Source organism: Variovorax sp. TLI9-5A, from assembly GCF_056867935.1.
Window position 1 is genome coordinate 2,555,325 of sequence record NZ_CP200310.1, and the last position, 19,766, is coordinate 2,575,090.

At 69.1% G+C, this 19,766-nt stretch carries 16 protein-coding genes; 8 read left to right on the forward strand and 8 right to left on the reverse strand.

Annotated elements, in window-relative coordinates; all coding sequences use genetic code 11:
- Window position 1: 1 nt before the first annotated feature.
- Window positions 2-823 carry an NAD-dependent epimerase/dehydratase family protein gene (locus AC1VNX_RS12165; RefSeq protein ID WP_483156928.1) on the reverse strand — a complete coding sequence of 274 codons (822 nt, stop codon included), beginning with the start codon at window positions 821-823 and terminating at the stop codon, window positions 2-4.
- A 238-nt stretch (window positions 824-1,061) separates the two neighbouring features.
- Here AC1VNX_RS12165 and AC1VNX_RS12170 point away from each other — a divergent pair, with 238 nt between their 5' ends.
- From AC1VNX_RS12170 to AC1VNX_RS12200, 7 genes are all read left to right on the forward strand, one after another.
- Window positions 1,062-1,931 carry a FadR/GntR family transcriptional regulator gene (locus AC1VNX_RS12170; RefSeq protein WP_483156929.1) on the forward strand — a complete coding sequence of 290 codons (870 nt, stop codon included), beginning with the start codon at window positions 1,062-1,064 and terminating at the stop codon, window positions 1,929-1,931.
- Window positions 1,932-2,046: 115 nt separating this feature from the next.
- Window positions 2,047-3,054, forward strand: coding sequence for a Bug family tripartite tricarboxylate transporter substrate binding protein (locus tag AC1VNX_RS12175; RefSeq protein WP_483156930.1), 1,008 nt, complete (start codon window positions 2,047-2,049; stop codon window positions 3,052-3,054).
- A 51-nt stretch (window positions 3,055-3,105) separates the two neighbouring features.
- Window positions 3,106-4,017: a 5-dehydro-4-deoxyglucarate dehydratase gene (gene kdgD, locus AC1VNX_RS12180; RefSeq protein WP_483156931.1), complete on the forward strand. Its 912-nt coding sequence runs from the start codon at window positions 3,106-3,108 to the stop codon at window positions 4,015-4,017.
- 54 nt (window positions 4,018-4,071) lie between these two features.
- A complete protein-coding gene (locus AC1VNX_RS12185; RefSeq protein WP_483156932.1) occupies window positions 4,072-4,521 on the forward strand; it encodes a nuclear transport factor 2 family protein in 450 nt (149 codons plus the stop codon).
- A gap of 5 nt (window positions 4,522-4,526) precedes the next feature.
- Entirely contained in the window at window positions 4,527-5,513 is a 987-nt protein-coding gene (locus AC1VNX_RS12190) for a Bug family tripartite tricarboxylate transporter substrate binding protein (protein ID WP_483156933.1), read from the forward strand.
- Window positions 5,514-5,529: 16 nt separating this feature from the next.
- On the forward strand, window positions 5,530-6,891 hold the full coding sequence (gene gudD / locus AC1VNX_RS12195; RefSeq protein ID WP_483156934.1) for a glucarate dehydratase: 1,362 nt from the start codon (window positions 5,530-5,532) through the stop codon (window positions 6,889-6,891).
- Window positions 6,892-6,901: 10 nt separating this feature from the next.
- Window positions 6,902-8,338 (forward strand): aldehyde dehydrogenase family protein, encoded by a 1,437-nt coding sequence (locus AC1VNX_RS12200; protein ID WP_483156935.1) that lies wholly within the window; start codon window positions 6,902-6,904, stop codon window positions 8,336-8,338.
- Window positions 8,339-8,366: 28 nt separating this feature from the next.
- Here AC1VNX_RS12200 and AC1VNX_RS12205 read toward each other — a convergent pair whose 3' ends face one another.
- Window positions 8,367-9,923 carry an ABC transporter permease/substrate-binding protein gene (locus AC1VNX_RS12205; protein ID WP_483156936.1) on the reverse strand — a complete coding sequence of 519 codons (1,557 nt, stop codon included), beginning with the start codon at window positions 9,921-9,923 and terminating at the stop codon, window positions 8,367-8,369.
- A 111-nt stretch (window positions 9,924-10,034) separates the two neighbouring features.
- Here AC1VNX_RS12205 and AC1VNX_RS12210 point away from each other — a divergent pair, with 111 nt between their 5' ends.
- A complete protein-coding gene (locus tag AC1VNX_RS12210) occupies window positions 10,035-11,120 on the forward strand; it encodes an ROK family protein (protein ID WP_483156937.1) in 1,086 nt (361 codons plus the stop codon).
- A 6-nt stretch (window positions 11,121-11,126) separates the two neighbouring features.
- Here the strand turns inward: AC1VNX_RS12210 and AC1VNX_RS12215 are convergent, their stop codons facing one another.
- The 6 genes from AC1VNX_RS12215 to AC1VNX_RS12240 form a co-directional block, all read right to left on the reverse strand.
- On the reverse strand, window positions 11,127-12,893 hold the full coding sequence (locus AC1VNX_RS12215) for an Ig-like domain-containing protein (protein WP_483156938.1): 1,767 nt from the start codon (window positions 12,891-12,893) through the stop codon (window positions 11,127-11,129).
- A gap of 205 nt (window positions 12,894-13,098) precedes the next feature.
- Window positions 13,099-14,625, reverse strand: a complete 1,527-nt coding sequence (locus tag AC1VNX_RS12220; RefSeq protein WP_483156939.1) for an efflux transporter outer membrane subunit — start codon at window positions 14,623-14,625, stop codon at window positions 13,099-13,101.
- 15 nt (window positions 14,626-14,640) lie between these two features.
- Window positions 14,641-15,768: an ABC transporter permease gene (locus AC1VNX_RS12225; RefSeq protein ID WP_483156940.1), complete on the reverse strand. Its 1,128-nt coding sequence runs from the start codon at window positions 15,766-15,768 to the stop codon at window positions 14,641-14,643.
- Between the two features lie 11 nt (window positions 15,769-15,779).
- A complete protein-coding gene (locus AC1VNX_RS12230; RefSeq protein WP_483156941.1) occupies window positions 15,780-16,919 on the reverse strand; it encodes an ABC transporter permease in 1,140 nt (379 codons plus the stop codon).
- Window positions 16,916-18,697 carry an ATP-binding cassette domain-containing protein gene (locus tag AC1VNX_RS12235; protein WP_483156942.1) on the reverse strand — a complete coding sequence of 594 codons (1,782 nt, stop codon included), beginning with the start codon at window positions 18,695-18,697 and terminating at the stop codon, window positions 16,916-16,918. The genes AC1VNX_RS12230 and AC1VNX_RS12235 overlap by 4 nt, the downstream gene beginning before the upstream one ends.
- A complete protein-coding gene (locus tag AC1VNX_RS12240; RefSeq protein ID WP_483156943.1) occupies window positions 18,697-19,734 on the reverse strand; it encodes an HlyD family secretion protein in 1,038 nt (345 codons plus the stop codon). Before AC1VNX_RS12240 ends, AC1VNX_RS12235 begins: the two co-directional genes overlap by 1 nt.
- Window positions 19,735-19,766 lie beyond the last annotated feature (32 nt).

Here is a 19,766-nt window from a genome sequence, read left to right on the forward strand (position 1 = left end):
CTCAATCGCCTGCATCGCCGAATGGGCCCTGTGCGGTGAAGGCGCCGCCCTGGTAGATGGCGTTCGGATCGGTCGGCGCGACCGGGGGCTGCTGCTCGACCTTGTCGCGGAACACCTCGGAGCTGTCCTGCGGCACGAAGCCCAGGTGCGCGGCCGCGCTGTTGTCCCACCACACGTCGCGGTTGTTCGACATGCCGTAGACCACCGTGTGCTTCACGTCCGGGGTGAAGAGCGACTTCTCGATCAGCGAGGTCAGGTCGCGGTAGCTGAGCCAGGTGCTCATCATCCGGCGGTTGGCCGGCTCGGGGAAGGAGGAGCCGATGCGGATGCTCACCGTCTCGATGCCCCAGCGGTCGAAGTAGAACTGCGCGACGTCCTCGCCGAAGGACTTCGACAGGCCGTAGTAGCCGTCGGGCCGGCGCGCGGCGTGAGCGTCGATGTGCTCGGTCTGCCTGTAGAAGCCGATCACGTGGTTCGAGCTCGCGAACACCACGCGCTTCACGCCGTGGCGGCGCGCGGCCTCGTAGATGTGGAACACGCCCTTGATGTTGGCCTCGAGGATTTCCTCGAAGGGCCGCTCCACCGATACGCCGCCCAGGTGGACGATGGCGTCGCAGCCTTCGACCAGCGCATGCACCGCGGCCTTGTCCGCGAGATCGCAGGGCACGGTTTCCTCGTTCGCGCCGGTGGCCGGCGCCAGCGAGGCGATGTCGGACAGGCGCAGCACGTTCGCATAGGGCTTGAGCCGCTCGCGCAGCACCTTGCCGAGGCCGCCGGCCGCGCCGGTCAGCAGGAGGCGGTTCATCTTGTTGTTGTCTGTCATGGTTGCGCGTCCTTGCATGCTGGGGTCATGGTTTCCGAGGGGCTGCGGTCGCGGCGGCTTCGCGGAAGCGGCCGGTACGATGCCGGTGAAGCAAGGTCGAGGTCGCGAGGTCGAAAAGGCGCTGCATTTCGGTGCCGTGGAAACCGAAGGCCGCTGGTGGATAAGCCCGCGACGCTTGGGAGTTGAGTGATAAGTTATCTGTTGTCGTACAACTAGTTTGGAGATTATCATCGTGGCCATGGTTCAGACGACTGCGGGTAATCCCTTGGTGTCGGACGCTCCGGCGGAAGCGGGCTCCTCGGCTTCTTCCTTCGTGGGGCGTCCGCGCCAGCGCGCGCGCGGCCTCGCGCACGGGCTGGTCGAAGACTTGGGCGAGAAGATCCGCAGCCAGTCGCTGCGGCCGGGCGACAAGCTCCCCACCGAGTCGGCCATCATGCAGGCCTACGGCGTAAGCCGCACAGTGGTGCGCGAGGCGCTTTCGAAGCTGCAGGCCGCGGGGCTGGTCGAGACGCTGCACGGCGTGGGCACCTTCGTGCTGCAACCGCGCACTGGCGGCGTGTTCCGCCTCGATCCGGGCGAGATCGCCGCGTCGGTCGACGTGCTTGCCGTGCTGGAGCTGCGCATCAGCCTGGAGACCGAGTCGGCCGGCCTTGCCGCCAGCCGCCGCACCGACGGGCAGCTCGTGGCCATGCGCCAGGCGCTCGACGACTTCGAGCGCAACGTGGTCGTGGCAGGCGACACCGTGGGGCCCGACTTCCGCTTCCACCTGCAGATCGCCGAGTCGACCGGCAACCCGTACTTCGCGGACATCATGCGGCACCTGGGCACCACGCTCATCCCACGCACCCGCATCAGCGCCATTCGTACCCACGAGGGTGGGGCGCCTTACCTGAGCCGCGTCAACCGCGAGCACGAAGAGATCTACGCGGCCATCGCCCGGCGCGACCCCGAGTCGGCGCGCGCCGCCATGCGCATCCATCTGACCAACAGCCGCGAGCGGCTGCGCATGGCGCAGGAAGCGGCGCAGCAGAAGGCGAAGGCCGATGCTTCCGCGGCAGGCGGTGCCGACGCAGCCGTGCCGTCGGCCGACGGCGCTTCATCCCACTGATATTTTTCTTGTCCGCCATGCTGGACAAGTCATCTCTCCAGTTGTACGATGACTGATAACTTGTGCCGCAAGTCGCGCGCAAGGCCATGACGACCATCGAACAACAGGAGGCAGCATGACCATCTCCCGACGCGGCGCACTCGGCGCCGCACTGGCCACGACCCTGGCCGCCAGCCTGCCGGCGCGTTCCTTCGCGCAAGCAGCCGCAGGCGCCCAGGGCGGCACCGGCAATTGGCCCTCGAAGCCGATCCGGATCATCGTTCCGTACCCGCCGGGCGGTTCGTCCGACATCATCGCGCGGGCCATCAGCCAGCCGCTGTCGGAGGCGCTGGGCCAGTCGGTGATCATCGACAACAAGGCCGGTGCCAACGGCAACCTCGGCGCCGACCTGCTGGCCAAGGCGCCGGCCGACGGCTACACGCTGATGCTGTGCGACCTCGGCGCGCTGGCCATCAGCCCGTCGCTGTACCCCAAGCTGCCTTTCGATCCGTCGAAGGACCTGCGCAGCGTTTCCATGCTGGCCTATTCGCCCCACCTGCTGGTGGTGCACCCCTCGGTGCAGGCGAGCACGCTGAAGGAGCTGGTCGAGCTCTCGAAGAAAAGCGATCTCAACTTCGCCGTCACCGCCAGCGGCAGCACCGCGCACCTCGCGGGCATCGAGCTGCAGCGCCGCATCGGCGCCAAGTGGGAATACGTGCCCTACAAGGGCGGCGTGCAGGCGGTGCTCGACACCGTCTCGGGCCAGACCCAGGTGCTCATGAACGGCATGCTCGCCACCTACCCGCAGGTGCAGGCGGGCAAGCTCAAGCTGGTTGCCGTGTCCAAGGCCACGCGCATGCCGCTGATCGGCAGCGTGCCCACCATCGCGGAGCAGGGCGCTCCCGGCTACGAGTCGGGCACCTGGCAGGGCATGGTCGCCGCGCGCGGGGTGTCCGACGCGATCATCAACCGGCTCAACCGCGAGCTGGTGCGCATCATCCGCACCGCCGACATCCGCGCCCGCCTCGCGGGCCAGGGCGCCGAGGTCGTGACCATGACCGCGCCCGAGCAGGACCAGTTCTTCGCCAAGGAGCGCGCGCGCTGGGCGCAGGTCATCAAAGAGGCCAACGTCAGGCTCGACTGACCGGCTGCCACACCCCTTTTCTTTTTCCCAATCTTCACTGGACTCTTCCCGATGAACCCGCAAGAACTCAAGACCATCATGGGCTCCGGCCTGCTCTCGTTTCCGTTGACCGACTTCGACAGCAACGGCGACTTCAACAAGAAGGGCTACCAGCAGCGCCTCGAATGGCTGGCTCCCTACGGCGCGAGCGCGCTGTTCGCGGCCGGCGGCACGGGCGAGTTCTTCTCGCTGACCGGCGACGAGTACCCCGGCATCATCCAGACCGCGGTCGACACCTGCCGCGGCGTGGTGCCGATCATCGCGGGCGCGGGCGGCCCCACGCGCTTCGCCATCCAGTGCGCTCAAGCCGCCGAGAAGGCCGGCGCGCACGGCATCCTGCTGCTGCCGCACTACCTCACCGAAGCCGGCCAGGAAGGCCTGGCCGCGCACGTCGAGGCCGTGTGCAAGAGCGTGAAGTTCGGCGTGATCGTCTACAACCGCGCCACCAGCCGCCTGAAGCCCGACACCCTGGCCGCGCTGGCCGAGCGCAACCCCAACCTCGTCGGCTTCAAGGACGGCGTGGGCGACATCGAGGCCATGGTCGCCATCTACCAGAAGATGGGCGACCGCTTCGCCTACCTGGGCGGCCTGCCCACCGCCGAGGTCTACGCAGCCGCCTACAAGGCGATGGGCACGCCGGTGTATTCGTCGGCCGTCTTCAACTTCATTCCGAAGACCGCCATGGACTTCTACAAGGCCGTCGCCGCCGACGACCTGCCGACCCAGCACCGCCTGCTGAAGAACTTCTTCATGCCCTACCTCGAGCTGCGCAACCGCGTGCCGGGCTACGCGGTGAGCATCGTGAAGGCCGGCGCAAAGATCGTCGGCCACGACGCCGGCCCCGTGCGCGCGCCGCTCACCGACCTGAAGCCCGCCGAGATGGAGCAGCTCAAGGCGCTGATCGACTTGCTCGGTCCGCAGTAAGCCGGCACGCGGCGGACGAACCGACCTCAATCACAACAACGGAGACAAGGCGCCATGTTCCTGAAGAAGCTCTTCCTGGTCGCCGCCTCGGCGGCCCTGTTCTCGGCCTGCTCGGTGATGCCCTCGGGCAACGCCGCGTCGGCCGCACCCGAGGTGGCCGCGGCCGCCGAGCGCCTGCGCATCGCGATGATCGACCCTACAGCGCCGGCCTTGGGCGCGCTGGTGGCCGACGACCTCAGCTACGGCCATTCGGGCGGCAAGGTCGACACCAAGGCTAGCTTTATTTCCGACCTGCTCGACGGCAAGTCCGACTTCGTGACCATCGCCATCACCGACCAGACAGTGAAAGTGGTCGATGGCAACACCGCCATCGTGCGCCACACGCTCACGGCCGACACCAACGACTCGGGCAAGCCCGGCAAGGTGGCGCTGAAGATCCTCGGCGTCTGGCAGAAGCAGGGCGGCAGCTGGAAGCTGCTGGCCCGTCAGGCCGTGAGGATCTAGGTCGAATGAAGAAGAGAGACCTTCTCACGGCGGTGCTTGCAGTCGCCTCGGCGGTGCTGCTGCCGCTGCCCGCCTCGGCGCAAGCCGATGCATGGCCCCAGCAGAGGCCGGTGACGATCATCGTGCCGTTCCCTGCGGGCGGCTCCACCGACATGGTCGCCCGCACCGTCGCGCTGCAGCTGCAGACCAGGCTCGGGGGCAGCTTCGTCGTCGACAACCGGCCCGGCGCCACCGGCACCATCGGCACCGGTCAGGTCAAGCGCGCGGCGCCCGACGGCTACACGCTGCTGGTGTCTTCGCTCGGTGCCTTCGTCGTCACGCCGCACCTGCAGAAGAGCGTGCCCTACGACGCGACGAAAGACTTCGACTACATCAGCGTGCCCGTGCAGGCGCCCAACGTGCTCGTCGCGAACGTCGCGCGGCCCGAGCACACCGTGGCCGACGTGCTGGCGCTGCTGCGCAAGACGCCGGGCAAGGTCTCGTTCGCGAGCTCGGGCAACGGCTCGTCCGACCACCTCTCCGCCGAGCTCTTCTGGCAGCAGACGAAGACCGAAGGCGTGCACGTGCCCTACAAGGGCGGTGCGCCGGCGGTCAACGACCTGCTGGGCAACCAGGTCGACTTCTCGTTCCAGAACGTCAATGCGGTGCTGCCGCATATCCGCGGCGGCAAGCTGCGCGCAATCGCCGTCACGGGCGACAAGCGCTCGCCGGTGCTGCCCGACGTGCCCACGCTGGCCGAGGCCGGCGTCAAGGGCGCGGAGGTCTACTCATGGCAGGGCATGGCCGCGCCCAAGGGCCTGCCGCCCGCCGTGAAGAAGAAGCTGAGCGACGCGGTCATCGCCGCCATGCAGGACCCGGAGACGAAGAAGCGCATGCTCGAGCAGGGGCTCGAGATCGTCGCCAGCACGCCGGAAGAATTCACCGCCTTCCAGTTGCGCGAATGGACGCGATGGAAGACATTGATCGAAGCCCGCCACATTACTGCAGACTGAAGCACGCAGCCCGAAGATGACAAGCCCTGAATCCGTTGTTTCCAAAGTCGTGACGGGCGCCCCCGTCGTCACCGGCATGCGCGTGGTCCCCGTCGCGGGCCACGACAGCATGCTGATGAACCTGAGCGGTGCCCACGGCCCGTTCTTCACGCGCAACCTGCTGATCCTGACCGACAGCGCCGGCCATACCGGCGTGGGCGAGGTGCCGGGCGGCGAGAAGATCCGCCAGACGCTGGAAGATGCGCGCGACCTCATCGTCGGCCAGCCCATCGGCCGGCACAACGCGATCCTCAACAGCATGCGCCGTGCCTTCGCCGGGCGCGACAGCGGCGGGCGCGGCCTGCAGACCTTCGACCTGCGCGTGACCATCCATGCGGTCACGGCCGTCGAAGCCGCGCTGCTCGACCTGCTGGGCCAGTTCCTCGAAGTGCCCGTGGCAGCCCTGCTCGGCGAGGGCCAGCAGCGCGACGCGGTGCAGATGCTCGGCTATCTCTTCTACGTGGGCGACCGCAGGAAGACCGACCTGCCCTACGAGAGCGACCCCGGCGCCGACAACGACTGGTTCCGCCTGCGCCACGAGGAGGCGATGACGCCCGAGGCCATCGTGCGCCTGGCCGAGGCCACGCATGCGCGCTACGGCTTCACCGACTTCAAGCTCAAGGGCGGCGTGCTGCGCGGCGAGGAGGAAGTCGAAGCCATCCGCGCGCTGCACGAGCGCTTTCCCAAGGCCCGCGTCACGCTCGACCCCAACGGCGGCTGGCTGCTGCAGGACGCGATCCGCCTGTGCCGCGACCTGCACGGCGTGATGGCGTACGCCGAAGACCCGTGCGGCGCCGAGGGCGTGTTCTCGGGCCGCGAGGTGATGGCCGAGTTCCGCCGCGCCACCGGCCTGCCCACGGCGACCAACATGGTCGCCACCGACTGGCGCGAGATGGTGCACAGCCTCTCGCTGCAGTCGGTCGACATCCCGCTGGCCGATCCGCATTTCTGGACCCTGCAGGGCTCCGTGCGCGTGGCGCAGCTGTGCCAGGCCTGGGGCCTGACCTGGGGCTCGCATTCGAACAACCACTTCGACGTGTCGCTCGCGATGTTCACGCATGTGGCGGCGGCCGCGCCGGGCAAGGTGACGGCCATCGATACGCACTGGATCTGGCAGGACGGCCAGCACCTGACCAAGGCACCGCTGAAGATCGAAGACGGCTTCGTGAAGGTGCCCACGCGCGGCGGCCTGGGCGTGGAACTCGACATGGACGAAGTCGAGAAGGCGCACCAGCTTTACCTGAAACATGGCCTCGGCGCGCGCAACGATGCGCAGGCGATGCAATATCTGATTCCCAACTGGACTTTTGACAACAAGCGCCCGTGCATGGTGCGCTGAAGGAACCCTCATGCAGAACTTCGACAACCTCATCGCCGGCGAATGGCGTGCCGGCGCCAGCTACAGCCCCAACCTCAACCCCAGCAACCTGTCCGACGTGATCGGCCAGTACACGCAGGGCGACGCGTCGCACGTCGATGCCGCCGTGGCTGCCGCCACCGCCGCCTTCCCGGCCTGGGCCACGGGCAGCGTGCAGGCGCGCTCCGACGCGCTCGACAAGATCGGCAACGAGATCCTCGCGCGCAAGGAAGAGCTGGGCACGCTGCTGGCACGCGAAGAGGGCAAGACCAAGGCCGAGGGCATCGGCGAGGCCGCGCGCGCGGGCTACATCTTCAAGTTCTTCGCGGGCGAGTGCCTGCGCCTGTCGGGCGAACTGCTGCCCTCGGTGCGCCCGGGCATCGGGGTGGAGATCACGCGCGAGCCGGTCGGCGTGGTCGGCCTCATCACGCCGTGGAACTTCCCGATCGCCATTCCGGCCTGGAAGATCGCGCCCGCGCTGGCATTCGGCAACTGCGTGGTGCTCAAGCCCGCCGACCTGGTGCCGGGCAGCGCCTGGGCCCTGAGCGAGATCATCAGCCGCTCGGGCATTCCGGCCGGCGTGTTCAACCTGGTGATGGGGCGCGGCAGCGTGATCGGCAATGCGCTGGTCAACCACCCCGGCGTCCATGCGATCAGCTTCACCGGCTCGGTGGGCGTGGGCCGCAACATCGCGGTGCAGTGCGTCACCAACCACAAGAAGGTGCAGCTCGAGATGGGCGGCAAGAACCCGCAGGTGATTCTTGACGACGCCGACCTCGCGCAGGCCGTGGAGCTCAGCGTGCAGAGCGCCTTCTACTCGACCGGCCAGCGCTGCACCGCGTCGAGCCGGCTCATCGTGACAGAAGGCATCTATCCGAAGTTCATCGCCGCCATGAAGGAACGCATGGCGAAGATCAAGGTGGGCGACGCGCTCGCGCAGGGCACCGACATGGGCCCGGTCTCGTCGAAGTCGCAGCTCGACCAGGACATGGAGTACGTCGCCATCGGCAAGAGCGAAGGCGCCACGCTGGCGGCCGGCGGCGAACTGCTGAAGCTGGAGACCGACGGCTACTACATGTCGCCGGCGCTCTTCAGCGAATCGGCCGCAGCCATGCGCATCAACAGGGAAGAGATCTTCGGCCCGGTGGCGAGCGTGATCCGCGTGAAGAACTACGAGGAAGCGCTGGCCACGGCCAACGACACCGAGTTCGGCCTCTCGGCCGGCATCGCCACCACCTCGCTGAAGTACGCCACGCACTTCAAGCGCCACAGTCAGGCCGGCATGGTGATGGTCAACCTGCCGACGGCGGGCGTGGACTACCACGTGCCCTTCGGCGGCCGCAAGGGTTCGAGCTACGGCCCGCGCGAGCAGGGACGCTATGCGCAGGAGTTCTTCACGACGGTGAAGACGGCGTACACGCTGGCCTGATCGGTCTCCCCGATCTTCCGGCCCGTCTTCAGGCGGGCGGGAGCGAGGACGGCGGCGCACGCCGGCGTCTTCGCATCAGGTATTCGACCAGCTCGAACACCCCCTCGCTCAGCAACGCCAGCGCCGCCGCAGGCAGCGCGCCTGCCACCAGCAGCTCCCGGTCGTTGAGCGCCAGCCCCGTCACGATGCGTTCGCCAAAGCCACCCGCGCCGATGAAGGCCGCGATGGTGGCGGTGCCGATGGCGATCGCCGTGGCGGTGCGCACGCCCGCCAGCAGCGTGGGCAGCGCGAGCGGCAGCAGCACCAGCCGGAGGCTCTGCGGCGGTGTCATGCCCAGCGCGGTGCCGGCCAGCCGCAGGCCGTTGGGCACCTCGGCCAGGCCCGTCACGGTGTTGCGCATGATCGGCAGCAGCGAGTAGAGGGTGAGCGCGATCAGCGCCGGCAGCGCGCCGATGGCGCCCAGCATCGAGATCAGCACGGCCAGCAGCGCCAGCGAGGGCACGGTCTGCAGCAGGCTGGCGAATCCCAGCACCACCGCGCGCAGCCGCATGTGCGGAAACACCAGGATCGCGACAGGCACGCCGATGAGGATCGCGATGCCCACCGACAGCGCCACCAGCAGCAGGTGCTGCCGTGCGAGCTTCCACAGGTCCGGTCCGAACAGCTTGGCCATGAAGCCGCGGCGCGCTTCCTGCGGCTGCGCATTCGCGCCGCCCTTGCCGGTGCTGGCGATGAAGTCGCGCGCGATCGCGTCGAAGGGCACGCCTTGCAGCTCGGCGCGCGCGTTCATCGCGATCATCGCGTGCTCGTCGACCTTGCCTTCCAGCGTCTGCAGCGCGGCCCAGGCCTTAGGCAGGCGCCTGGGCAGATCGAGCTTGTAGAGCACCACGGCGTCGTAGCGCGGAAAGTACTTTTTGTCGTCCTCCAGCACGCGCAGGCCGAGGTGGTCGATCTTGGCGTCGGTGGTGTAGATGTCGATCACGTCGATCTGCTTCGCGGCCACCGCGTCGTAGGCCAGCCCGTGGTCGAGGCCGGTGGGCGTCTGCGTGAAGCCGTAGCGCCCGGCCAGGCCCTTCCAGCCGTCTGCGCGGCCGATGAATTCGTTCGACAGGCCGAACTTCAGCTCGGGGTGCTTCGCCAGGTCGCTCAGCGTGCGCAGGCCCAGCCGGTCGGCATCGGCCGCGCGCACCGCGAGCGCATAGCCGTCGTTGAAGCCCAGCGGAATTGCCACGCCCAGGCCCATCGGCGCGAGCGCGGCGTTCATCGCTTCGCGCGTCTCGGCCGGCGCGCCCTTGAGGATTTCGAGCGCGATGGTGCCGGTGTATTCGGCGTAAAGGTCGATGGCTCCCGAGCGCAGCGCCTCGTAGACGATGGCCGTGTTGCCCAGTCCCTGCCGCACGACGGGCGGCGTGGCCACGTGCGGCGCCGCCGTCTGTGCCAGCAACTCGGCGAGGATGTACGACTCGGTGAAGCGCTTGGAGCCGACGCGCAGCGTCTCGTCCGCCGCCCGCGCGATGCCGCAGACGGCAAGCCAGGCGAGGGCGAAGAGCAGGGCGGCGCGCAGGAGGCTGCGGGGCAGGTGCATCCGGGCCAGTGTATAGACAAGCTCCCGCTGCGCGTACCCGTCGATCTCCTACAAGCCGTGGCGCGCGGAGCCGATGGGGCCGGTCGCCCAACGGGCTCACAGTGGGCGGCAATGAAGAAAAAGACCCGGAAAAAGACCCAACCCGAGAGAGGCGACAACCTCCCCGGCCCCGACGTCCACGGCCTGCGCGAACTGCCCGGCCTGCAGGTCGACGGCTACAGCCTCCAGCTGCGCGACAAGGACGGCTTCGTCGGCGACCAGGCCAGCCAGACGGCATTCCGCGAGCTGCTCGAACGCTGGCGCAAGCGCCGCCGCAGGAAGGGCAAGGACCCGCTGGGCCTCTCGCATTCGCGCGACCTCGCCAAGAAAGAGCTCGACCGCGCGCTGCAGGAGAAGAAGGCGTCCGAAGCCACCGACCTGATGCACGTGGCCATCGAGGAATTTGCGCTGGAGCTGGCTCAGGTGATCCAGCGATTCATGCGCCAGCCTTCATGGAAGCAGGTGCAGCGCATCGTGATCGGTGGCGGCTTTCCCGAGAGCGACGTGGGCGAGCGCGCCATCCTGCAGACCGGCGCCATCCTCGAGGAGATGGGCCTGCACGTGCAGATCGCCCGTCTCTCGCATGACGTGGACGATGGCGGCCTGATCGGCTGGGTGCACCTCGTGCCGCCCTCCATGCTGAAGGGGCACGACGCGATCCTCGCGGTCGACATAGGCGGCACCAACGTGCGCTGCGGCATCGTGAAGACGCGCCACCGCAAGGCGCCCGACTTCTCGCTCGCGAAGGTGGTGCGCCGCGAGAAATGGCGCCATGCGGACGAAGGCCCCAACCGCGCAGGCATGGTCGATCACATCGCCGGCATGCTGGAAGACATGGTGCGCTACAGCGAGCGCAAGAAGATCCGGCTCGCGCCCTTCGTCGGCATCGGCTGCCCAGGCCTCATACGGCCCGACGGCTCCATCGCGCGCGGCGCGCAGAACCTGCCGGGCGACTGGGAAGGGCACGCCTTCCACCTGCCCAGCCAGCTGTGGCGCCGCATGCCGATGATGGGCTCGGGCCCGACGCTGGTGCTGATGCACAACGACGCGGTGGTGCAGGGCCTGAGCGAACTGCCCTTCATGCGCGAGGTGCGGCACTGGGGCGTGCTCACCATCGGCACGGGGCTGGGCAACGCGAGCTTCACCAACAGGGACTGAGCCAGGTCAGAGGTCCTCGGGGCGCAGGCCTTCGATGCGGATGCTGGCGGAACTGCTGGCCACGTTGCCCGCCGCATCCATGGCGCGCACTTCGACGTTCGCCGAGCCGGGCCGCTTCGGCGTCCACGCGCACACGTAAGGCGCGGCGCGCAGCGTGCAGGCGGTCTTGCCGTCGACGATGAACTTCAGCTCGGCCACGCCGACGTTGTCGGACGCGCCGGCGGAGAGCCTTGCGGCCACGCCAGCGGGCACGCTCGGGGGCACGGCCAGCGAAACGGCAGGCGGCACGGTGTCGGCAGGCGCGTTGACGATCACGTTGGCCGAAGCCACCGCCGAGTTGCCAGCCGCATCGAGCGCGATCACGCGGATGGTCTGCACGCCGGGCGCGCTTGGCGTCCAGCTGCAGGTATAGGGCGGGGCGGTGAAGGTGCAGATCGGAATGCTGTCGCGGCCCACCACCTTCACGCCGACGATGGCCACGTTGTCGACCACCGCGGGCGCGATGACGGTGAGCTGCCCCACGGTGGCCATCGAAGGTGCAGCCACCGACACGGTGGGCGGCGTGATGTCGGGGCTGCCGAGCGCGAGGTCGATGGTGAACATCGGCTGCCCCTGCACCGCCTTCTGCTCGAAGGCATCGAAGATGGTGAACCAGGTCGCGCCGGGCGCGCGGTTGGCCGCGCGCGCTTTCACCAGCAGCGTGGTCTTGCCGACGGCGAAGCAGCTGAAGCCGCAGTCCCAGTCGAACTGGTAGCGGCCCGAGGCGTCGGCCACGCCGGTCGCGAGCATCACCAGCGGCTTGCCGGTGCCCGGGTTGCGCCACACCGACACCTGCGCGCCGGGCAGGGCGGCGCCGGTGTCGCGGTCGGTCACGCGCACCTGCGTGGCGGTGGTGCCCGCCATGAACTTCGAGCTGCCGAGCTTGGGCCAGTCGGTCCAGTCGGTGTCGATGTTGGCCTTGGTGCCGGCGGTGAAGCGGATCATCTCCAGCGTGGCGATGCGGTTGGCGGCCGGGTCGCGGCGCTGCTCGAAGACCGTGCCCAGCAGCGGGTCGAGCCGCCAGTGCTGGCGGCTCCACCAGTAGCGGTCGCTGTCGCTGGCCAATGCGAGGTCGGTAATGGGTGCGACGCCGGTGGTGTCGGCCACGGCGACGCTGTTGTAGTACTCGCCCGAGCCCGCGCCGAACACATGCTCCAGCTCGTGCAGCAGGGTCTTGAGCTGGCGGGCGAGGTAGTCCTTCTCGGTGGATTCGGGGGCGCCTGGCGTGGGGGCGCGGGTCAGGCGCAGCGGGTCGTGGATGGCGATCCAGTTCAGGTTCCAGGTCACGCCCTTCTGCGGAAAGGTCCAGCTCGTGGAAAGCCCGCCGTGGCTGTAGCCGCGGGTGGACTTCGACACGCACACCACCACCTCGCCATTGACCAGCCCGTTGTAGCTGCACTGCGGCGCGTTGGCGGGCGCGGTCAGCTGCAGGTCGGCGGCGGGGTCGAAGGAGAAGCTGCGCACCGTCTCGCGCGTGAACACGGTGTTGACGTCGGCCACGTACTGCGCGAGCCGGCGGGCAGCCTCGGCGGGGCCGATGTCGGTGGCCAGCTCGGGGTCGACGATGAATTTCAGGCGGTGGGTGCTTGGCGCCGCCCGGCCGATCTCGTCCATGGCGGCGAAAGCGGTCGACGGGATTCCGGACAGTGCGAAAAGCGTTGTCGCCAGCATCAGCGCCGATTTCGCCAGACTTGCCAGATTCGCCAGGGCGCGCAGCGAGAAGAAAGCTCGCATCGGTTTTCCCCGGGGGCGGGGCGGAAGACTCCAACGAACGGCGCCCTGGCCGGCCCCGCGAGAGGCCGTGCCCGGGCGGGCTACCCCGCCAGGCAGGGGGTGCCGGGAGATCCGTCAGTGCCTGCCAGGTGACGAACCTGTAGGGCAAGCAAGCATGTCAATCCCCGAAACCGGTGGATATTTTAGTGTGCTTGTTCAATTGGTTTCAATTGTGTTGCATTTGTGCTTCTGGCGCCACAGCCTCGCCGCCCAGCGCCTTGTAGACCGCCACCAGTCCCACCGCGAGCCGGCTGCTGCTCTGGGCCTGGTCGCGCCGCGCCTGCAGCAGGGTGCGGCGCGCGTCGAGCTCCACGCCGAAGTCCGTGAGCCCGCCCTTGTAGCGCGCGGCCGCCAGCACCAGCGCGTCGCGGCTGCGGCGCTCGCGCTCGGCCAGCTCGGCCTGCTGCTGGCGCTCGGCGGCGTAGGCGGTGAGCGCCGAGTCGATCTCGTGCCAGGCCTTGAGCACGGTCTGCTGGAAGGCCACCGCCGCTTCCTGCTGCTGCAGTTCGCGCAGCTCGACGGTGCCGCGGCGGCGCCCGCCATCGAAGATCGGCAGGCTGATCGACGGCCCCACATGCCACTGCCGGCTGCCCCATTCGCCGAAACGCTCGCTGCCCACCGATTCGTAGCCGAAGCCGGCGCCCAACGTCACGCGCGGATAGAGATCGGCCACGGCCACGCCGATGCGCGCGGTGGCGGCATGAAGCTGCGCCTCGGCAGCAGCGATGTCGGGCCGGCGCCGTGCGAGTTCGGCAGGCTGGCCCAGCGCGAGCGGCGGGAGTGTGGGCGCGTCGAGTGCATCGCCCGTGGCCTTGTCCGCCAGCTCGGCGTTGAGCGCGCCGGGCGCGGCACCTGCCAGCAGCGTGATGCGGTTCATCGCATCGGCCTCCTGCTGCTGCAGGGCCGGAATGCGACCGCGCAGGTCGGCGAGCAGTGCGCGCTGGCGAGCCGGGTCAAGGTCGGTGACCAGGCCGCCATCGGCGCGCGCCTGCACCAGTTCGAGCGATTCGGCGGCGGCCGCGATGTCCGCGCGCGCGATGCGCAGTTCGCGCTGCGTGCCGCGCAGCTCGAAGTAGTTGCGCGCGAGTTCGGCCTGCACGCTGAGCCTGGCCTGCCGCAGCAGCGCGGCCGATGCGCCCGCGTCGGCATCGGCCGCCTCGATGGCGCGGCGCACCCGGCCCCAGAGGTCGATCTCCCACGAGGCGTCGAAGCCGGCCTGGTAGAGGTTGTAGGGCTCGCTGAGCGTGCGGATGAGCTGGTCGCGGTTGGAGACCGAAGAGCCCAGCGCGTCGATCATCCGCGTGGCGGCGCCCGTCTCGCTCTGGCGCTGCCGCGTGACGCCCGCACTGGCGTTGAGCTGCGGCCCCTGCTGCGCCGCCGTGATGTTGCGCTGCACGCGGCTTTGCGCGAAGCGCAGCGCGGCGGTCTGCAGATCGGGGTTGCTCGCGAGCACCATGGCTTCGAGGCGGTCCAGCACCGGATCGCCGAAGGCCTTCCAGTCGCCCGATGCGATGCCACCGCTTGGCGGGGCCTGCCGCTCGGCACCCAGCAACGCGGGCGAGCCGCCGTGCCATGCGGACCAGTCGGCGGGGGCGCCGGCTTCGGGCGGCTTGTGATCCGGCCCCACGGCGCAGCCGGCAAGAACGAAGGCAATGGAAAGCGTTGCAGTGGCAAGGGACAGAGGATGGGACACGACACGCTCCCGTTTTCAGACAAGACGATGGCGGAACAGCCACGCCGCCAGCGGCAGCGTGACGGCGGCGATGACGGCGAGCGGAATCAGGTTGTGCCAGACCGTGCCCAGCCCCACGCCTTCCAGATACACGCGCTGCACCAGGTCGATGGCGAAGCGCAGCGGATTGGCCAGCGTCGCCACCTGCAGCACCTGCGGCATGTTGCGCACGGGCGTGGTCAGGCCCGACAGCAGCATCAGCGGCATCAGCAGCACGAAGGCGTAGAGCATGGCCTGCTGCATGTTGGCCGACACGGCCGAGATCGAGAGACCGATGCCCACGCTCGCCACCGTGAAGAACAGCAGCCCCGTGTAGAGCGTGAGAAGCGAGCCCGCCATCGGAATGCGGAACCAGAAGAGCGCCACCAGCAGCACCAGCGAGGACTGCACCAGGCCCACCAGCACGGGCGGCAGCGCCTTGCCAATCATGATTTCGAGCGGCGACATCGGCGTCACCAGCAGCTGGTCGAAGGTGCCCTGCTCGCGTTCGCGCGCCACCGACAGCGCCGTGAGCAGCAGCGTCTGCAGCATGCTGAGCGCGGCGATCATGCCGGGCAGCAGGTTCCAGCGCGTCTCCAGGTTGGGGTTGAACCAGGCGCGCGATTCCACGGTGAGCGAAGGCGGCGGCGCCCCGGCGCGGGTGCGCAGCTCGGCGTTGTAGCGCTCGACCACCGCGCTCACGTAGCCGGCGGCCGAGCCCGCGGTGTTGGAGTTGCGCGCATCCAGGATCAGCTGGATGGCCGCCGTCTGCCCCGCGCTGAGCCGCTGCTCGAAGTCGGCGGGAATCTGGATGACGAGCAGCGCCTTTTCGGTGTCGATCACGTCGCGGATGTCGGCCTGCGAGCGCAGCGTGGCCACGCGGTGGAACACGCCGGTGCTGTCGAGGTGCGCGATCAGCTCCGACGAGGCGCCGTTGCGGCTCTGGTCGAGCAGCGCGTAGGGCGCGTCGGTGAGGTCGTAGGTGGCGCCATAGCCGAAGACCAGGCTCTGCATGATGGCCGGCGCGACCAGGATGGCGCGCGTGGCCGGGTCCTTGAGGATGGTCAGCAACTCCTTGCGGCAGAGGTTGGCCACGCGCAGGAAGAAATCGATGAGGGCGTTCATGGCCGGGGCTTTCAGTCGAGGCTCTTTCGCGTCACCGCGCGGGCCACCAGCAGCAGGCCCACCGCGTAGGCCAGCAGGATCGCGCAGTTGCGCCACACCAGCGGCCAGACGTCGCCCGCGAGGAACAGCGTCTTGATGAGGTCCATGAAGTAGGTGGCCGGCAGCAGGTGGCCGATCACCCACACGGCGGTGGGCACGTTGCGCAGGTCGAAGAGAAAACCCGACAGCATCATCGAGGGCATGAAGGTCGCGATCAGCGCCACCTGGCTTGCGAGGAACTGGTTGCGCGTGACCGAGGAGATCACCAGGCCCAGGCTCACCGCCACGATCAGGTACAGCATCGAAGCGAACACCACCACCAGGAGCGAGCCGTACATCGGCACCGCGAACAGGTAGCGCGCCGACAGCAGGCACAGCGCGAGGCCCAGCATGCCGACCGCGAAGTACGGAATGATCTTGGCCAGCAGGATCTCCACCGGCCGCACCGGCGTGACGAACAGCGCCTCCAGGGTGCCGCGCTCCCACTCGCGCGCCATCACCAGCGCGGTGAGGAAGGCGCCCACCAGCGTCATGATGAGCACGATGAGTCCCGGCACCAGATACCACGTGCTGGTGTTCGCGGCGTTGAACCACATGCGCTGCTCGACCGTGACGCTGCCGACGATCGCCGGGCCGCCGGAGTTGCCGCCGCGGTCCGCCTGCCGCACGCCAGACTGCGCGAGTGCGCCGCTCACGTAGGCCAGGATGATGCTCGCGCGCCCCGCGTCCGAGCCGTGCACGATGAGCTGCACGCGCGCATTGCCGGCGGCGAGCGAGCGCGAGAAGTCGGAGGGCACGCGTACGATGCCGTCGATCTTGCGCTCGCGCATCAGCACCTCGGCGTCGTGCATCGAACCCAGCAGAACCGGCGCGATGGTGGGCGAGAGCGCCAGCCCGGCGATGGCCTCGTGCGCCGTGGGCGAGGCGTCTTCCATCACCACCGCCACGGGCGCGTTCTTCACGTCCAGCGACATGCCGTAGCCGAAGATCAGGATCAGCACCATCGGCAGCAGGATGCCGATGGCAAGGTTGCTGCGGTCGCGCAGGAGCTGGCGGAACTCCTTGCGCGTGAGGGAGACCAGGCGGGACCGGAAGCCGCTCTTGCCAGTCATGCCGCCGCCTCTTCGCGGACCTTGCGCCGCGCCTTCTCGACGATGCCGATGAATGCCTGTTCCATGTCGATGCGCCTGGTGTCGTCCTCGCCGTTGCCCAGCGCCTGCGCGCGCACCTCCTGCGGCGTGCCGAGCGCCAGCACCTTGCCGGCGTCCTGGATCACGATGCGGTCGCAGTACTCGGCTTCCTCCATGAAGTGCGTGGTGATGACGACCGTGGTGCCGCCTTCGGCCAGCGCGGTGATGCGCCGCCAGAAATCGCGACGCGCGAGCGGGTCGGCACCGCTGGTGGGCTCGTCGAGGAACAGGATCTCGGGCTCGTGCAAGAGGCCCGTGGCCATGGCCAGCCGCTGCTTGTAGCCGCCGGGCAGCTGGCCGCTGGGCGCATCGAGCGAGTGGGCGAGGTCGAACTGGCGCAGCACGGTGTCCATGCGCTCGCGCAGCTTCGAGCCGCGCAGGCCGTAGGCACCGCCGAAGAAGGAGAGGTTCTCGCGCACCGTGAGGTTGCCGTAGAGCGCGAACTTCTGCGAGACATAGCCGATGCGCTGGCGTGCCTGCGCGCGGGCATGCCGCAGGTCGACGCCGGCCACGCGCAGCTGTCCACCGCTGGCCGGCAGCAGGCCGCACAGCATGCGGAAGGTGGTGGTCTTGCCTGCGCCGTTGGGGCCGAGCAGGCCGAAGATCTCGCCGCGCCGCACCGAGAAGCTGGTGCTGGCGACGGCGACGAAATCGCCGAAGCGGCGTACGAGGTCCTTCACTTCGATGACGACCTCGCCGGGCTGGCCGGTGCCTTGCGGCGAGGTGGCCATCGGGGCCGCGTCTTCACCGTGCGAGGGCTGGGCGCGCAGCAGCGTCATGAAGCCGTCTTCGAGGCGCGGCGCGACGGGCTCGGTGCGTGCGCCTCCAAGCAGTTCGCCGAACCGTGCGTTGCCCGTTGCCTCGCGGCGGATGAAGCGCACCTCGCCGCCTTGCGGCACCGCGTCGACGATCTCCTCGCGCGCGTCGAGCAGGCGGGACTGCAGCAGCCGGGGCGGCTCGCCTTCGGGTGGCGTCGCGACGAAGCACAGGCCGTGCGCGCGGTCGCGCAGTTCGGCGGGCGTGCCCTGCGCCAGCAGCTTGCCGCCGTGCAGCACGAAGACGTGATTGCAGCGCTCGGCCTCGTCGAGGTAGGCGGTGCTGACAATGACGGAGAGTCTTTCCTCGTCCACCAGCTGCTGCACGATCTCCCACAGCTCGCGACGCGAGAGCGTGTCCACGCCCACGGTGGGTTCGTCGAGCAGCAGCAGGTCGGGTGAGCGCACCAGCGTGCAGGCGAGCCCGAGCTTTTGCTTCATGCCGCCCGAGAGCTTGCCGGCCGGGCGGTCGGTGAAGCGGCCGAGGTCGGTCATCTCCATCAGGCGCGCGTAGCGTTCGCGCCGGCTGTCGCGGTGCACGCCGTGAAGGTCGGCATACAGGTCGAGGTTCTCCTGCACGCTCAGGTCCTCGTAGAGGCCGAAGCGCTGCGGCATGTAGCTGATGCGGTCTTGCACCGCCTGCGGATCGGCCGATACGTCGATGCCCAGCACACGCAGCTCGCCCGCGTCGGCGCGCATCAGGCCGGCCATGAGGCGCAGCAGCGTGGTCTTGCCAGCGCCGTCGGGGCCGACCAGTGCGGTGAGCGTGCCGGCGGGTACTTCGAGCGATATGTCGTCGAGTGCGAGCACGGGCTCCTTCGACCCCTTGGGCAGAAAGCGCTTGTGCAGCGAGCGTCCGGCCACGGCCGGCCCGGTGGCGGTCATCAGGGCTTGCCGGTAGTGGAAGAAGAAGAGGAGGGCGGGGGCGCGAGCTGCAGCCGCACGGTGGCGGGCATGCCCAGGCGCAGGCGGTCCTGCGGGTCGTCGACCATCACGCGGACTTCGTAGACCAGGCTGCTGCGCAGCTCCTCGGTCTGCACGGTCTTGGGCGTGAACTCGGCCACCGACGAGATGTAGCCCACCTTGCCCGCGATGGTCTCGCCGGGCTGGCTGTCGGTGCTCACGCGGACTTCCTGGCCGGCGCGCACGCGGCCGAGGTCGGGCTCGGCCACATAGGTCCGCACCCACTTGGGATCGGTGATGGCGAGGGTGAAGGCGGGGCGCTGCGGCGAGGCCATGTCGCCGGGCTCGAGCAGGCGGGCGCGCACGATGGCGTCGATGGGCGCCTTCAGCTCGGCCTCGGCGAGCTGGTGGTTCATGAGCGCGAGCTCGGCACGGGCCGATTCGAGCTGGGCCTGCGCCTGGCCGATGTCTTCCTTGCGCGGGCCGGTGACGACGAGCTGCTGCGCCTTGCGCGCGTTGTCGAGCTGCGCCAGCGCCACCTTGCGCCTGGCCTGCGCGCTGTCGAGGTCCTGCTGGCTCACGGCGCGGCCCGCCGTGGTGGCGCCGATGGCCTGCAGGCGCGCGAGCTGCTGCTGCGCCAGCTCGGCATCGGCCTGCGCGGCCGCCACCTGGGCATTGGCCTGCGCCACTTCCTCGGGGCGGCTGCCGGTCTTCAGGCGCAGCAGGGCCTGTTCCTGCACGCCGATGCGCGCCTGCGACTGCGCCACGCGCAGCACCAGCGAGCGGGTGTCGAGCCGGCCCAGCACCTGCCCGGCGCGCACGCGATCGCCCTCGCGCACCGTCAGTTCGGCGATGCGGTCGCTGGCGTTGAAGGCCAGCGAAACCTGGCGCAGGTCGACGTTGCCGTACAGCACGAGCTGGTCGGAGGGCGTGGCCGCGCGCTGCGCGTACCACCAGCCGCCCGCCGCAATGGCGACGACGGCCACCGCGGCGATGGCGATGAGGGGTTTCCTGTTCATGGCATGTGTCCTGGCGTGGCTGTTGCGGCTTC